The sequence below is a fragment of the Rhodopirellula europaea 6C genome, assembly GCF_000338295.1.
In the GTDB taxonomy this organism is placed as follows: domain Bacteria; phylum Planctomycetota; class Planctomycetia; order Pirellulales; family Pirellulaceae; genus Rhodopirellula; species Rhodopirellula europaea.
In genome coordinates, this window is record NZ_ANMO01000120.1 from 1 (window position 1) to 15,707 (window position 15,707).

16 protein-coding genes and 1 tRNA gene are annotated in these 15,707 nt (G+C 53.2%); 5 read left to right on the plus strand and 12 right to left on the minus strand.

The genetic code is table 11. The features are described from left to right. Nucleotides 1–23: 23 nt before the first annotated feature. On the minus strand, nucleotides 24–1,919 hold the full coding sequence (locus tag RE6C_RS12675; protein ID WP_236618168.1) for a prenyltransferase/squalene oxidase repeat-containing protein: 1,896 nt from the start codon (nucleotides 1,917–1,919) through the stop codon (nucleotides 24–26). 228 nt (nucleotides 1,920–2,147) lie between these two features. Here RE6C_RS12675 and RE6C_RS12685 point away from each other — a divergent pair. Continuing rightward, nucleotides 2,148–2,221, plus strand: a tRNA-Met gene (locus tag RE6C_RS12685). 142 nt (nucleotides 2,222–2,363) lie between these two features. Beyond that, nucleotides 2,364–3,617, plus strand: coding sequence for a tyrosine-type recombinase/integrase (locus tag RE6C_RS12690; RefSeq protein ID WP_039961919.1), 1,254 nt, complete (start codon nucleotides 2,364–2,366; stop codon nucleotides 3,615–3,617). Between the two features lie 17 nt (nucleotides 3,618–3,634). Here the strand turns inward: RE6C_RS12690 and RE6C_RS33490 are convergent, their stop codons facing one another. The 9 genes from RE6C_RS33490 to RE6C_RS12740 all read right to left on the minus strand — a co-directional run bounded on the left by RE6C_RS33490 (nucleotide 3,635) and on the right by RE6C_RS12740 (nucleotide 8,515). After that, nucleotides 3,635–3,916 (minus strand): DUF1580 domain-containing protein, encoded by a 282-nt coding sequence (locus tag RE6C_RS33490; RefSeq protein WP_039961920.1) that lies wholly within the window; start codon nucleotides 3,914–3,916, stop codon nucleotides 3,635–3,637. A 15-nt stretch (nucleotides 3,917–3,931) separates the two neighbouring features. Further along, on the minus strand, nucleotides 3,932–4,495 hold the full coding sequence (locus RE6C_RS12700) for an MT-A70 family methyltransferase (protein WP_008657079.1): 564 nt from the start codon (nucleotides 4,493–4,495) through the stop codon (nucleotides 3,932–3,934). A gap of 244 nt (nucleotides 4,496–4,739) precedes the next feature. Next, entirely contained in the window at nucleotides 4,740–5,072 is a 333-nt protein-coding gene (locus tag RE6C_RS12710; RefSeq protein ID WP_236618169.1) for a hypothetical protein, read from the minus strand. Nucleotides 5,073–5,157: 85 nt separating this feature from the next. Beyond that, complete coding sequence (locus RE6C_RS12715; RefSeq protein ID WP_236618170.1) at nucleotides 5,158–5,403, minus strand: hypothetical protein; 246 nt, start codon at nucleotides 5,401–5,403, stop codon at nucleotides 5,158–5,160. 532 nt (nucleotides 5,404–5,935) lie between these two features. Beyond that, nucleotides 5,936–6,190 (minus strand): hypothetical protein, encoded by a 255-nt coding sequence (locus tag RE6C_RS12725; RefSeq protein WP_008657083.1) that lies wholly within the window; start codon nucleotides 6,188–6,190, stop codon nucleotides 5,936–5,938. A gap of 103 nt (nucleotides 6,191–6,293) precedes the next feature. Then, nucleotides 6,294–6,749: a hypothetical protein gene (locus RE6C_RS12730; protein WP_039961924.1), complete on the minus strand. Its 456-nt coding sequence runs from the start codon at nucleotides 6,747–6,749 to the stop codon at nucleotides 6,294–6,296. Nucleotides 6,750–6,882: 133 nt separating this feature from the next. Continuing rightward, nucleotides 6,883–7,515: a hypothetical protein gene (locus RE6C_RS12735; RefSeq protein ID WP_039961925.1), complete on the minus strand. Its 633-nt coding sequence runs from the start codon at nucleotides 7,513–7,515 to the stop codon at nucleotides 6,883–6,885. A gap of 12 nt (nucleotides 7,516–7,527) precedes the next feature. Beyond that, nucleotides 7,528–7,692: a hypothetical protein gene (locus RE6C_RS32190; protein ID WP_160167201.1), complete on the minus strand. Its 165-nt coding sequence runs from the start codon at nucleotides 7,690–7,692 to the stop codon at nucleotides 7,528–7,530. Continuing rightward, entirely contained in the window at nucleotides 7,667–8,515 is an 849-nt protein-coding gene (locus RE6C_RS12740) for an ArdC family protein (RefSeq protein WP_008657090.1), read from the minus strand. Before RE6C_RS12740 ends, RE6C_RS32190 begins: the two co-directional genes overlap by 26 nt. Nucleotides 8,516–9,563: 1,048 nt before the next feature. On the opposite strand from RE6C_RS12740, the gene RE6C_RS12750 reads away from it, so the two are divergent. From RE6C_RS12750 to RE6C_RS12765, 3 genes are all read left to right on the plus strand, one after another. Continuing rightward, complete coding sequence (locus RE6C_RS12750) at nucleotides 9,564–10,244, plus strand: hypothetical protein (RefSeq protein ID WP_008657091.1); 681 nt, start codon at nucleotides 9,564–9,566, stop codon at nucleotides 10,242–10,244. A gap of 611 nt (nucleotides 10,245–10,855) precedes the next feature. After that, nucleotides 10,856–12,874 (plus strand): ATP-dependent nuclease, encoded by a 2,019-nt coding sequence (locus RE6C_RS29470; protein WP_008657094.1) that lies wholly within the window; start codon nucleotides 10,856–10,858, stop codon nucleotides 12,872–12,874. Then, nucleotides 12,867–14,810, plus strand: a complete 1,944-nt coding sequence (locus tag RE6C_RS12765) for a UvrD-helicase domain-containing protein (RefSeq protein WP_008657096.1) — start codon at nucleotides 12,867–12,869, stop codon at nucleotides 14,808–14,810. Before RE6C_RS29470 ends, RE6C_RS12765 begins: the two co-directional genes overlap by 8 nt. Nucleotides 14,811–15,032: 222 nt before the next feature. Here the strand turns inward: RE6C_RS12765 and RE6C_RS31625 are convergent, their stop codons facing one another. Both RE6C_RS31625 and RE6C_RS33495 read right to left on the minus strand, forming a co-directional pair. Continuing rightward, nucleotides 15,033–15,218, minus strand: a complete 186-nt coding sequence (locus RE6C_RS31625; RefSeq protein ID WP_008657097.1) for a hypothetical protein — start codon at nucleotides 15,216–15,218, stop codon at nucleotides 15,033–15,035. Continuing rightward, on the minus strand, nucleotides 15,185–15,538 hold the full coding sequence (locus RE6C_RS33495) for an RES domain-containing protein (protein ID WP_144054741.1): 354 nt from the start codon (nucleotides 15,536–15,538) through the stop codon (nucleotides 15,185–15,187). The genes RE6C_RS31625 and RE6C_RS33495 overlap by 34 nt, the downstream gene beginning before the upstream one ends. Nucleotides 15,539–15,707: the final 169 nt, after the last annotated feature.

Sequence of the window (15,707 nt, forward strand, 5' to 3'; positions counted from 1 at the left end):
GGGCATGCGACGCGGACCTCGAATCACTTGCCGTGCTTGCCGTACAAAGGCAAGTGTCGGTAGTAGACCTCCAAGCAATAGATCGACAAGCAGGTCACATACAGACGTCCTGCCCGGCGGCCCCACTCATCGGCTTGAGGCGACCAGCTGCCCGCCTCGGCACCACGTTTGAGCTGCAATCGAGGCAGCTCGACTCGCATCACGCCATTCCATTTTTGCCACTGTTCTCCGCCGTAGTGGTGCATCGCCTGGGTTGCGTAGTACCAGTAGTAAACGTTGGGGTTGTTGGGATCCAACATTCCGCCATGGACCAAGTCATTGATGCCCTGAGTCATCGCTTCTTCGTCTTGCGGCCATCCCAGGTACTGCCGGCACAGCAACCCTTCCGCAGTCATCGCGTAACTGGCTGGTCGATTGGGTTGATAACTGTACGCCGAACCGTCGTACATCTGGACGGTGTCCAAGTACGTGTTGGCCATCTGCAATGTCGACGAGGGAACTTCCAAACCAGCGGAATGCGCACTGGTGAGAGCCATCACGTACCAACCCGTCACCGACAAATCAGAATCCAACCGAGGCCGATAGCGCCAACCGCCCGCCGCTGACTGAGCGTTCACGCAGTAGTCGACGGCCGCTTGAGCCGGACCACGCAGGGCAGAGTCGTCGGTCATTGCGAACAGTTCACACAACGCGATCGTCGCTTGAGCGTGTCCGTAGGCTTGTTGGTCATCGCCTCGAACGTTCGTCGCCAAAAATCCATCGCGACGCTGTCCCTTCAGCAACGTTCGAAGTCCACGTTCGACGTTCTTTGCGTAGGGGCCTACGAGGTGCGTGTTGCCATCGCCTTGAAATGCCAGCATCGCCATGGCCGTGGCGGCACATCGGTTTTCAGAGAACGGAGCGGCGTCGGAGTAGGGTCCCGCCATGCTCCACGATCCCGATCGTTCCTGATTCTTCGCGAGCCACTGCAAACCGCGTTCGACCGCGTTCAATGTTTCTTGCGTGCCACCATAAGCCGCGATCAATGCACTCTTCATCGCCCCGGATCGACCGCCAAACATTGGCTTGACCGCATCATTCGCCGGACCAACACCAGTGTCGACCTGAACCATCTCCAGCGTCTTCGACGGCAACTCGATCGTCTCCATCAACGACTGAATGTCAGTGTCGACGACCACTTCGCTGTCCAGGTCGCTGGTTGAATCCATCATCGAATCCGAACTTTGGATATTCAAATTCTCCAGCTCAAAGTTTTCCGACTCGGTGGCCTCGCCAAACTCTAGCACCATGCTGCCGATGCCTTCGCCGACCGGAGTGGTCAACAACGCCAACACCAGCAACACGAGCAAGTGAAACACCATGCTCACCAACCAAGCGGGCACCGAACGTTTGACGGGAGCCAACTCGTCGTCTTGGGCCTGTTCGGTTTCGTCCTTTGGTTCAGCTTGAACTTCCGTCCGCCATCGAGATTTGGGCGGCGTCGCTGGCGCCACTTCCACGGCAACGACTTCCGCGATCTCGGGCTGAGCCGCGACAGCTACCTTCGCACCGCGAGCATCCTGTTTCGGCTTTCGCGATTTTGCTGGCTGAGGTGCATTTGGCTGGGGTGCATTTGGCCTAGATGCACTGGGCAACGATCCGTTGGTCGGTCCGACGCCGTTGGTCGAACTGGGTGGCTGTGCAGGAGCAGCGTTAGGACTTGGTGGCTGGACCGGAGGCAAAGTTGCTCGGGGAGGAGCCGGTGGCGGTTGCGGGACCGAGTCCTTTTCCGAGCCGTTCGTGGTGTTCGCGTCTGCCGGAGGCGGAGCAATGGGAGGAGGCGGAACAGGCGGCCCCGGGACTGCGCCGGGAGAGAACGCCCCCGAGGAATCCATGGCATCCGACGAATCGGCAGCGGTCGTATCGGGGGGAAGATTCATACTTGAAAAGACTTGGCGGAGCCGGCGCACAACGTACCAGTCTACGCCAACATAGCGAATCGCTGGCCAAAAAACGAAAATCTCAGCAACAATGCGAACAGCCGCTTGACGAATCTCGATTTGTGACCGATAGTCCTTTCATCGTTGCGACGCCGCCACAAAGTGATTTTTTCGCGAATTTTCGCTACAGAAATTGAACCTTGGCGTCCGACTCAACGTCTCACATACCGCGGGATGGAGCAGCCCGGTAGCTCGCGAGGCTCATAACCTCGAGGTCGTCGGTTCGAATCCGGCTCCCGCAACTTTTGTAACTCTTGCTGAAACCTTCGTTTAGGTTACCTGCCGATCGTCGGCAGTGCGGCTCAGAGCCAGTTGCTAAAGGGTAGTGCTAGGGGGTAATTCCCTAGCACTTACCCTTTTGTCTCCTGACATTGGGTCAAGCACATGCCACGTCTTTATCATCGGCCGCCAAAGTATTGCCTCCACAAAGGCACCATGCAGGCCACCGTTTCGCTCCACGGCGAACGAATTTATCTCGGGCCACACGGTTCTCCCAAAAGCCACGCGGAATACCAAAAAGTTCTGCTTCGTTGGCAAACTGAACGCGACGCCGTTCAGGTCGAAGAGCCGAGCAAAGATTCCGTCGAAAAAGAACTGTCTGGAATCACAGCCGCAACGCTTCGTAAAAAGCGGTTCGCCGGATCTCCGATCACGATCAACGAATTGGCGCTGGTGTTTCGGCGACACGCTCGGCAGTATTACCAGAAAAACGGAAAGATCACGCGGGAAGCGACGCTGATCGATGACGTGATCCGAATCCTGCGAAAACACCATGCAACTGAGTTCCTGGATGACTTTGGCCCCGTCGCACTCGATGCGTTACGTGAAAAAATGATTAGCGACCTTGATTGGTCTCGGAAACACATCAACAAACAGGTCGGACGTTTGGTTCGCATGTTCAAGTGGGCGGCGGGCAAAGAGCTGGTTGACCCTGGGGTGCCGCTGTCACTGAATTCACTCGCGGGACTGAAGAAAGGTCGCTGCGCCGCGAGAGAATCACCCGGCGTTAAGTGTGTCGATGATTCAATTGTAGAATTGACGCTTCCAAACCTCCCTGGAATCGTCGCGGATATGGTCCGACTTCAGAGACTGACGGGAACACGTCCTGGGGAAGTCTGTAGTCTTCGTCCGTGTGACGTAGATCGTTCCGGCGATGTTTGGGTTTACACGCCATCGGAGCACAAAACCGAGCACCACGAGAAAGAACGCGCGATCGCAATCGGCCCGAAAGCCCAGGTGTTGCTTGAGCCGTATCTCGAACGAAGAGCGAATTCTTTCTGTTTCTCCCCGGCCGAATCCGAAGAACGCCGTCGTGCGAAGGCAGCAGCCGCTCGCACGACCCCGCTATCCTGCGGCAATCGTCGGGGGACGAATCGACGCAAGACACCCAAGCGAACCCCTCGTGATCGATACTTCACGGATAGTTACCGTAGAGCGATTCATCGTGCGTGCGACAAACTGAAGATTGAGAAGTGGGCACCCAATCGACTTCGGCATACATCAGCAACACAAGTTCGTCGAGAATTTGGCATTGAAGCCGCTCAAGTAGTTTGCGGCCACGAGAGTGCCGAGGTAACGCAGATCTATGCTGAGCGAGACCTGGAGTTGGCCAAAAAGGTCGCGCGAGCGGTCGGCTGATTTGGCGAAAGCAGCGGTCACAGTCCAGCTTCCCGAAGCGCTTCCTCGATTGCATCATCGAGCGAGGAATCCGCTCTGCTGGCCATTGCCGGTTTGGCGTCAAGGAAGCGACGAACTGCCTCGATAGTCGTGTATCGAATTCCTCCAACCATGACGGATGCCAGCACTCTTCCTCGCGCACCCTTGGTCGTCCAACGGTAGACTGTTGAGTAGTGAACCTTCTTCCCACCACGCTTCGGTACGTACTTTGGGACCTCAGCAAGTGTGATCGGCTGCTCGTTTTGAACGTCAATTTTCATTTGAGATGACCAGAATTAGAAAAGCCGTCGTTCCACTTGGTTGCCGTAAACTGTCCACTGGGTGCGTGGTTGCTCGACGCGACCATAAAGTTCGAGATACGGTCCAGGGCTGACCCGCTCGATGAGCTGTCGGATCGCAAACGGTTTGCTGCTGTGCCGCGTTCTCGGATGAATCAACCAACTACGGCAGGTTTTGTCGACGAATGGCATGCTGCCTCGAACCCCGAGCAGCAAGTACTCGTGTGAAACCCTCCAGTAATTCCCCATTCCAAGTTGTGGCTTGACCCAAACAAGACATGACTTGAATTGAAATCCCCACGCATCGATTACGGTGAATGCCTCGCGAAGGAATCCGTTCGTCGTCCAAAGATGAAGATGTGCGTTCGGCTCCACAAGTTTCGAAACCGGTTCATCGCAGATCACATCAAGTTCAAGCGTCCGGTAATGGTTATCGGCTGCGCCTCTGGCTGCCTTGTTGCTGTAAGACCAAGGCGGGTCCGCATAGACTGTGCTGAATCGAGTATTCGTTTCCACCAACGGTTGAAGGCTCTCCACGATGCTTGGTCGTTGATCCATCATTCGCGTATTCCCTCACAGCTTTCCTCGCTCGCTTCTTGCGACAGGATCCATGTGTGGGCCTCATCGAGCAGAAAGCGAACGGATGGAATATCGTTTCGTCCCAGCCGACTCGATTCGTGCCAAAGGTCACCGTTCCGGTAGAGTCTGTGAATTGACAATTTGTGACGCGTTGCGTCCCCAGACTTTGTTTTGCGAACGCGCACGACCAGCAGGCCATGGCGTAGTTCATGCACCAGTTTGCTTCTCATCGAATCTTGTCTCCTGTGGAATCGTATTCGGTTTTGAGTTTGTCCAGTGCCTCATCAAGAAGCACCGCTACACCGCGTAATTCATCGCGGAGGCAAGTATTCATGCACCCGTCATGCTGTAGCTCCGAAGCAATGACCTGGGTAAGTTTCACCAGGGCGATCACGTCGGCGGGTGCAAACCATTGACTGACACGTCCCGTTCTCGCGTTGAGTCGCGTGATGTTGAACCGGTACTGAAAACCGACCAACTCGTCGCCAGATTTGTACAGAGAGGAGGTCAGGCTCTCGGAGCCGATAACCGCGTACGGTCTATGTGTTTTGCTTGACATTGGTTTCCGGATTTGCTTATTTGAAAAATGTGTGGAGAGCTGTCACCCTCTCCACACGTGTTTGGTTTCTGTCAAATACCTCGAATTAGTTCACGCCAAACTCGCGCTCCAATCGTTCTTCAGGCGATAGCCAACCGGCCTGTTCTGCTTCATCAATCCATTCACGCAAAGTTTCGTTTGCGTCTTGAACTTCTTGATAGCAGTGGACGGGTAGCTTGTACTTGCGACGATCAAGCCATGTGGTTTGAAGGTCGTAAAGTCCGCTGATTGCGTCGAGTAAATCCTCGGGCATCAGCCGTACCAGCAGGTATCTGCGTATTTTCTCTTTCATTTTTTCTCCATGCATGGAGGGAAGTCCGTGTGTGACAGAGGGGTACGAACTCCCCGTTGTAAACTCGCCCCTCCGCGATGGTTGTCCATCACGCAAGAGCGAATTCGTAAAGTGCCAGGCTGGGAAGTCCAGCCTGGCAAAACCTTGGGTACAACCCGGTCGCCACCTGTGCGACAAAAACCGATAGTGCGATTCAGTACTCGTTCGGCAGAAGAATCGTTGTGTGGGAGCGATCATGTTCTGTGATGATCCAAAACCGAGTCCCGTTTGATGCTCGACACTGCGAGACCACTCGGAGACTGCGATTGAGTGCGACGGAATTCGCCGCCCGATCTTCGTCAGAGATGTCACCCCATTCTCCGCGACCATGTTTCAGAATCGCCATCAGCATTTCCTCTGGCGGAATTCGTGAATTTGCAGCCTCGGTCACTAAAATTCTTCCCATTGGAAGGAGTCCTATTTCGTCAATCGAATTCATTGCGTTCACATCCATGAAGCCGGTGGGCTACACCCACCGACGGTTTGTCATCCTTTACTCGCGGCTCTTTGCCTCTTTGCTGGCTTGCGCCTTCTTGAGACACCACGTAAACGCCAATTCGGACGCTTTGGCGACGAACAGCAAGTCATCACGTCGAAACGACGTGGTGTCTTTGAATTCTTCGCCCTCGCGGTAGGTTCGGGTAATCGTGACGCTAAGCCACGAACCATTGTTCTTCGACTGGTTCTCCCAAATCGAAGCCTTGATTCCATTCCCTACTGCGAATCGCTTTATCGGTGCTTTTGACATCCGTACTCCTTGCGTGCTATGCACGCTGTTAGTGAAAGCCGATGGAACAGGCCCTCCTGAATCCACCGGCGGTATGGTTAAGACCGGAACCTCATTGCTCCGGTTACTGCGTTAACTCGCTTACGCGAGCCCGAACGTCGTTGAAGTCTCGGAGCCTCTTCTGAGGTCGATTCTCCGACGGCGTTCTCTTTTTATTGGGTGATGATTCGACTTTCGCGATGGCTTCCCACGTTTGCATTGCTACTTGTGGTGCATGCATGAGCCACAACCCGGCCACCAAGCCAAATAAGGCAAGGCGGATGAGCATCATTGGCCATACAAGCAATACCGCGAATATCCAACGCAGCTCGGACGTCATCCCTCTTCTTCTGAGTAACCACTCAGTCTGCGAGGAGTGTGAACGAGACAGCTTTTTCATTCGTCGAATCACTGAGCGCAGTCCCTTCCAGATGTCACTAAGAACATCCAGAACCGTATCTGCACTCCGAACAAAAATGATCTCAGCTACCCAACGAACCGAGGTCATCTTTCCTTCAAGGCGATCTGTCATCTTTTTCATGACGTAACCTCCTGTTCACGTCGCTGGCTCATTCCAGACGGCGTTTGATTGACAATCCCTTACCGGGCTTGCCAAGCAATTGGAGACGATCACCTACCCATTGTTTTTTCTGCTCTCGGGCCGAGAGTCATTTTCAAACCCGCTGGGGGATTGGAGCGAGGACGTTGAGTAGTTCAGGGATGGCGCAAACGCGGCAGTTGACGCCCGTCAAGACGAGCGGAGCCAATGCTTCGGTTAGTCGGTGTTGCTTGGCCGTTGTTGGAACGATCCATGTGATTTGAAAGCGATTGTCTTTTAGCAACACATTGAAGGCTTCACTTTGTCGATACTTGCGGATCATTTCGCCCGCTCGTACGGTGATTCGTTTGACCTTTGATGCTCCTGTATCAACACATGCACGCCCCAAGCAGGGTGAGTCTGTTTCACAGTCGATGTAATGTCCGCCTGGTAGTCCGTGCCTGAACAGAGAGGGAAAGAATTCATCAATATCGCTGCTGGTAAGCCGGCGCCGTGTCGGTTGTTGGCAGAACAAGAGGAAACCAAGCGAACGCACCAACGAAGAGTCTGATAACGGTTTCGATGCGGAACGAGTCCAGTAACGAAGTCCGCTTTGATGTGTCCATTGGCTGATTTGGCCCATTCGATGAAGACGCTCCAATCCCAGCAAAGCGCGTTCACGGTTATCCGCCGGCAGGTACCGATCAATCGCAATCGTGTGGCGGGCGATATGCTCTAAGAGCAGTGATTCCATTTTCGTTTGGTGCATGTTGATTTTCCCCTACCAGAGTTCGTAAGCGAGTTGCTCGGATTCGCAGTGCTTGTGAAACGATTCGAGTTGTGAGATCGAGTACTTGCCAGCCGATTCGATCACTCGAACGATTTCGCCTTCGTTTCCTACAAGAAACGCGTCGGGATTCTTAATTCCGCGTTCGGCCAAGGTCATCGCATCTTCTCCGACCCAAAGGACACCGGTGTTGGAGAGCACGTCGCGGTATCGGAGATAGACTTCTGAAAGCAACAGGTCGTGATTGCGGTGGTTGAGCGACCGCTTCGGCTTCAGTTTCCCTGATGGTTCGTGATGGCGATTCGGACGAGTCAACTTGTCGTTGATGAAGCAATTCGTGGGCTAGTTCATGGAGAAGAGTGGCAAGGCGTTTCGCATCCGATAGATCGCTCTGAATAACGATCTTGCCTTTTGCTGAGTAGCCATAGCAGCCGCGGTTTAGCTCTTCGTAACGTAGCTCAATGTCTTTGGAAACGATCAACTGTTCTGTACGTTCCAGCCATTCGCCGCAGTCCCCGGTGGGTTGCGTAAAAGACGGAAGTTCGTCACCCTCGGTTTGTTCAATGTCAAAAACATGGACGACTCGAAAGCCACGAATTTCCATTGATTGGTCATCCGTCTTTTCCTTGCGGTAGGCAATTGGTGCAGTGATTCCAATGCCCTTTTCTCCCTTGCGAACCGTCCGGCCCAGCTTTCGCCAGCCGTGAAATCCCAAAACACGCGTTGCATCAGGATTTTGTTGTGCGATCAGCAAGCAGTTGTTGAAACTGTAGTGCGTGAATCGAGCCATGACCGCAAAAAGCCTAGTCAAGTGATCTGACTGTCCCTTCTTGAGGGCATCATTCAGTTCATCCAGACCGGAATCCACTAGTTTTGTAATTTCATCTTTTCTCATCCTTTGTTCCTCGAATTGCGCTGCATCCGACGTTGCAGCAGTAGCAAGTTCACTCAGCCCGTCGGCGGCCTGAACGAAATCGAGCATGGCAAGTCAAGGTGGAGTCTTTCGCGCAGCGACCGAACCGCAGGCGACTTACTGCGGCGATCGTTGGCAAATCCAACGACGGCGAATAGCTCAACTACGAAAGGCCCGCGAGGGCTTGCCGGTAAACTTTGCGGAAGACGCTGCCGAGCAGCGAACGACTTTGGTTGGTGGGTAAGAGGGGGCTTCTACGTTCGCCCCTCAGAAATGATTGCAACTTGCAATCGAAACTATGCCGGTTCTGGCGAACTGGACATACAGCCAAATTCCCTCCCGGTCACACGGGATAGCGACGTGATCCGCAAGGTGAAGAGAATAGCTAACGCAGGAAGCTCTATGGCAGCCGGACGGTTACCGGTGCTTGGCAGTGGTTCGCCGAGTGATTCAAACGCCGTAGAGTGGGAGTGTGGTCTGATTAGAAGTCGAGAAGCCAGTCAGCGGGAGCTTTCTGTGCGACTTGAGCGATGGCTGTGCAAGGCAGTGCAGTCTCGTTGGCGTGATCGGGTGGTGCCGAGAACTTTGCCACGACGAAAGGACTGACGGGCAGCTTATGCGGTTGGTGTTTGGCACTCGTACCGAAGCAGTCGCAATTGCGATCTGCTTCTGTGCGATGCCGGCACTTCGCTGAAATCTGCTGATGATTTTGTGTTGTCGACCGAAACGAATTCAGTCGGCATTTCTTGGAAGGACGCAAGCGGTCACACAAGACTTGTGCGGGAGCACTGGTGTTCTGTGGCGATGACTTTACGGCAGTACCCGACGTGCGTCCGCACTTCAGTGGTTCTGCCGGGAGGTTGTTTGCGTGAAGGGTTGTATGCATTGGCGTGGCACAATACATGAATGTAGTGCCGCGCCGGCATTCAACTCTGACGGGGTATTTCTGCTGTCTGTGCTTTGATCTGCTTGGTCTTTGCGCAGTACAGGCGCCCCAGCATTCTCGCTAGCGTTTTTCGATGGGAGCGGCTCTTGGAACCTGTGCCGCGCGCACCAATTTGGTCGCAAAACAGGTTCCACTTTTTGCTTGCTAGTAATTCGGAGCATGGAGGCTTAGATGCCATATCGAGCGGTGACAACATCAGTGGAAGGATTCGTCCAACAGATCGCCTGTTGCTATTTGCGGCACGGCTATTGGTTCTACGTGAAGGGGAACGTGCCGAAGGGAAAACAACCTGAGGCAATCGACGAGAAGCTAATCGCAAAATACGGAATCGACGTCAGCGAATCGACTCGCGCCCGACGCAAAAAAGTGGGACGATCAAATCTACAATTCATCCGCCACGAACGAACGTTCGTTTTAATGGCCACCAAAGGCGATCATTGCTTCTTCGATCAGGAGGCAAATTTGATCCGAGATATCCGACGCGTACCGATTCGATACGCTGGTTACTCTATCAGCTACAAACCCGGCGGTCGGAAAAAAGACGGCAGCAATGACGAAAAATGGCACTCACACGTTGAAATCGACCGCCAGCGATACCTCGATCTCCGAGCGTGGTTTGCCGAACAGGCGCTACGCCAAAGCCTCCCGCGACTTGCCGTTCAATTGTACGAGATACCGGTCGCACCCTACGCACCGGTGCGTAGGCAAATGCTGATGATTCTTCGCGAAGTCAACCGCGTACGCAAACGGGCAGGCAAGCGGCAACTGCCTGTCGAAGTCCTTCCGCTCCGCCGCCGTGTCGTTCGCCCATTTTCCCAGGATGGTATTCGATCAGTAGGCGTCGAAAATTGAGTCCCGCGTGTTTCGTTTTCTTCTTCGCCTACGCATCAATCGCTGCTGCCGCATATCCCATGGAGTGTGGGCTATTCATTGGGACAAATGTGTTGCTCAATCTTTTGCGTCGCATTTGAAAGTTGGTTCATCAAATAAGATCGTGTTGATTGGCGATTCACATGTAACACAGGAGATGGCGGTCGATTTTGTGTTTCAGCTGAAGTCGATGACCAAGTGTGTTGCCGCGTCGACACCCTCACCTGCGTACGACTCAACGTCGCTCCGAAGTATTTCCGCGACACGGATTGGCACACCGCATCAAGCGTTCGCATGGCCGACCCAAGAATTTCGTTCGTACGCATCTTCTACCTCGCGGTCTTCTCGGGCATCCAAGGTTGGAATAGGTATTCGGTCGGGTTGTACGAAGCAATCAGCACCGTGACGTCCACACCAAACGCAATCGGGCGTCTCTTTTCTCCACTATTTGCGGAATCAGAACGAACGGGGCCGCTACCCCGTGGGAACGAGCCCAATAAGGGTTGTAGAATCTTGAGCTTTACTTGCTAGCGGTTGGAGCCCGGTAACTTTCAACCTGCGTCAATGTCACTATGTCGGCTGCGAAATAAACGATGAAAATCAGCTTCCTGAGTTTCTGCAACTTTCGTTGCTTTGGACCTGCCCCAGTTTCGATCGACTTGAACGATATCTCGGTTTTGATAGGTGAGAACGGGGCTGGAAAGTCCGCCGCTCTTCTCGGACTGGCTCGTTTGTTCGGACTCACCAAAGAGCAACGTTCAATTCGCGCCGATGACTTTCATTTGCCGGTTGGAGTTTCGCGATCTGATGCCGATTTAAAGTCGTTGTCACTTTGGATCGAGGCCAGAATCGAATTCGATGCGGAAGGCGGCGGAGATGATACGTCCGCTATTCCTGAACACTTCAAGCAGATGCGAGTGAATGAACCCGGTGGTCGACCGTATTGTCGAATCCGCCTCGAAGCAGTCTGGCAGAAAGGAAATTTGCCTGAAGGTGAGGTGGAGCAATCGCTGAACTGGATCAAAACGTCGTCTGATATTTCAGATGAAATTGACGACGAATATCGCCAGCCGCTCTCAGCGTTCGAGCGACAGCGAATTCACGTTCACTACATTCCCGGAGCACGTGATCCATCGAAGCATGTCCGCGTTTCATCGCAATCGCTGCTCAAAAGGTTGCTCGATGCCGCTCGTTGGACAGACGACCTTGCCGATTCGATCAACGCTGCGACCGACGGAATTGTAAGCGACTTTAGTCGTGAACCGGCAATTACAGAGCTTCAGCGTTCGCTCAATGAGTCTTGGAACGGGTTGTACAACCGCAGTCGATTCAAAGAACTTGTATTGCACCTCGAAACACAAACCATTGAAGACTTCGTCTCGTCCTTTACAGCAGGAATGAAGACCGAAGCAAAAGATGATTGTGTTCCCGTAGATCGTTTGAGCGACGGCCTGCGATCACTCTTGTACTTTTCGATCGTGAAATCCGCTTTCCAGATCGAGCAAGCCGCAATCGACGACTTCTTTGGCGACCACCCGTTCGACGAAGAACGCCTTGACCCTCCCCTGCTGACAGTGTTCGCGGTCGAGGAACCAGAGACCCACCTCGCACCGCATTTGCTGGGACGAGTAGTAAAAATGTTTCGCGAGATCATCAAGCCACCGAGGGCTCAGGCGATCTTCTCGTCACACTCTCCTTCCGTGCTTGCCCGAATTGAACCCGAGGAAATCCGATACTTGCGGCTAGATTCGACCACGGCGGTCGCGTCGGCTCACAAATTGAGCTTCCCCACGGAACAGTCCGACGCGGACAAATTCATTCGCCAGGCGGTGCGTGCCTATCCGGAATTGTATTTTGCTCGCCTTGTTGTTCTCGGAGAGGGGGACAGCGAGCAAGTTGTGATGGCACGTCTCCTTGATGCAAACGATTTGCCTTCTGATCCCAATGTCATTTCTGTCGTTCCTCTTGGCGGTCGTCATGTGAATCACATGTGGCGACTGCTCAATAGTTTGTCCATTCCCCATCTCACATTGCTAGACATGGATTGCGATCGAAAGGGCGGCGACTGGGGGCGGATTCACTACGTCTGTGAACAACTCATCGAACTTGGTCATAAGCGAGAAGAAATTCTTGAAGTTGTCGATGACGATAACACCTCTGTCATGAGTGACGAGACCTTTGCAGAAATGCCTGATTGGGGCTTACCCCATGATGACTTCACCGGATGGGTTAAGAGCCTTCGCAAGTACGGCGTCTATTTTTCTGACCCCCTCGATCTGGATTACTCGATGTTGCGAAAGTTCCCTGAGCAATACCAGGAGACTGCCGACGGCGCACCACGGATACTTTCCAAAAAACCTGAGCTGAGGAGTGCTCAGATCAATGGTCTATTTCGAACGGTTTTCGGAAAGAAAAACATCGCTGAACCCGAACGACTAGAAACTCAGGTTAAAAGCCTTCGATGGTATCGCTACCTCTTTCTTCAACGCAGCAAACCCGCGACGCACATGGCGGCTCTTGCTGAAATTGAAGACGAAGACTTGCTGGCGAAATGTCCTGACGAATTAAAGAGTCTGATTCGCGCGATCAAGAGGAAAATTTATAATGGCTAGACTGCGCAATCGAAATCTGAAGATTGAAAAGCAGTCTTGGCAGCCCGTTGGAATCGAGTCTTTAGAAGACAACGCCCTGATCGCTGTTAAAGCTGAACGGAGCAGTATCGTCGTTGCTGGCCCAGGTGCCGGTAAAACTGAATTGCTGGCTCAGCGAGCTGACTATCTGCTGCGAACGGACACAAGCAAGTCACCGCGCCGAATCCTCGCAATCAGCCTAAAGCGTGATGCTGCGAAGAATTTGCAGGATCGTGTCGGGAAGCGTCTGCCTGCGGAACTTGCAGAGCGATTCGACTCGATGACACTCGACGCGTTCAGCAAGAATCTTGTCGATAGATTCCGCCTGGCAATTCCAGAATTCTGGCGACCAAACGACGACTATCGTATTGAATTCAACATAAAGGAGGAGCGTGCAGACCGTATGATCCGAGAGGCGGCCCAACGACTCAATTGCGAACCCGCTGACGTGGCGGGCATTGGACCAATCCGGTGGTATCGGGAGTGCTTTTCACTTCGGCTCCCAATCGACGGAAGTGCGATCCTGGAAAACGGTTCCATACGCGAACAATTGGCCGTGTCTCAGTGGCAGCACTATCTTCATGGAAAATACCGCTACCTCAACTTTCACATGATCGCTCGTCTTGCAGAGCTGGTGTTGCGAACCAACCCGGCAGTTTTGCACGCAATGCGGGCAACCTACTCTCACGTTTTCCTCGATGAATTCCAGGACACGACAAACCTTCACTACGATCTTCTACGAACCGCATTTCTTGAATCAGACTCAGTCTTGACCGCAGTGGGCGATACGAAGCAGTGCATCATGACTTGGGCAGGGGCATTGGCCGGAATCACGAAGCGATACTCGGAAGAATTCGCTGCAGATCCCTACGTGCTTCGAGCCAACTATCGTTCAGAACCCGAACTGATCCACATCATTGGATCACTTGCCCAGCAGATCGAGCCCGAGGCGATTCTCCCCATTTGCGGACGGGGGCGTGAGTCTGGAAACGGCCAATGTCGTGTCATCGCGTTCTCGGATGATGCAGAGGAGGCGATCGCAATCGCATTGGTATTGAATGAGCTGGTCGAGGATGAAGGTGTCGAACCGCGAGACATCTGTGTGATCTGTCGGAAATTTGTCGGTCAATACTCATCCAATCTGGTCGAGGCGTTGCAGCAGATCAACGGTTTGGCGAGAGTGCGCGATGAAACAAAACTACAGGACTTGCTGGCTGAGCCCCTTGTCGAATTGGTTGTAGATGCTTTTCTCGTCGCGGTAAGCGATGAGCCTCAGCCGGATTCATGGTCCCGCCTTCAATCAGTACTAGAGAAGACTGGACGCAGTGACTCCACTCAACAGCAGAGGATTCGCAACAAACTGCTTAGCACTTTGATCGACTGTTTGCGGCTATCACTTCCGCAGTGTGAAAAGACAGACGATGGGATCAAGGTCGAAGTGAATCGAGTCATCGACGCAATTGGAGAAAAGTCGTTTAGACAAAGTCATCCACAATATCGACAAGGCACCTTCTTCGAGGAAACTGTCTCCAACGTAGTCAAGCAACTTGGGTACCGCTACGGCGACGAACCACATCAGTTTGGAACCTGGACCGATGTGATCGGCGATCTACTGGGCGAGACTTCAATTCCGGTGATGACAATTCATAAAAGCAAAGGACTGGAATATCACACCGTTATATTCGTCGGGCTTGAAGATGCTGCATTCAACAACCTCAAAGACCCAGCCGGAGACGCGAATGCGTTTTTCGTCGCCTTCTCACGAGCGAAACAACGCGTGCTTTTCACTTTCGCAAAATCTCGGTTCAGGCGGAAGCAAAGCCGTAAGAACGTCAATCTGTTGTACGGTTGGCTAGAAGAAGCCGGCGTCGGTATCGAAAACGCATCGGACATCAAATTCGACGAGTCGATTTGGTGATGGTCTGACGTGGTAATCCTTTTCTCGTCCGCTGCAGCAATTGCACCCTTCCGTGGTTCTTGCTGGATCGTGCGAACGAAGTTGAACATCTAATGTGTTAGCTTGGGTTTCATCCAGGCGTACAGGAATATTCCGGTCAGGGCTCCGGCGAGTGTGAATAGGGCCATCCGCGCGTCCGCCAATCTGGGCGTAGATTGGGCCGAGGCATGCCCCGGTGATTGTTCATCCAGCTCCGAAAATCATCCCGCCGATGACGACACCCGTGTGAAACGGCTTCGGCTCGTATTCAATTGGTTTGCTCTGAACCGATTTCGCATGCACGGATTTCAGAATCACCATCGAGATTTCTGCGACGATGATGCCGGTGCCGATAGTCAAATATATGAACGGCTCTTGGAACAGAAACATGTCGTGGACTCTTTGCCCACGAACGACTTGCGACTCAAATCCAGAATGCGTCGATCTTGGTTCGTCCTGAGAGTTGCGACCGAAAGAACTTCGCCTCGGCATGGACGACATTCCATGACTGCGGTCTTTTCATCTTCGGCACCATAGAACACAGGCTTGCCTGCCTTTTTGATGCGTCCAGCACCAACACACTTGTTGGGCAGCATTCGATCCTTCTCGTAGGGAGCAAGATCTGTATCCTGAACATTTAGCGACAAGTGGCCACGTTGCGCGCGACAAATTTCCTTCGCGGCCGGATAGCCTTCGATGAATTCATCCATCGAGGCTCGAACGGCATCGACAAAAGTCTGGGCAAGTGGAGTCAGGAAGTGTTCGGTTCTTTCGCGAATATCTGCTTCAAAAAGTCCATATAAAAAAGGCCGAAGTGGCCATTGTTGGGCGTTTCCCTGGACATTGCATTCTCGTGACACAAAATTGACCGCTGATCCC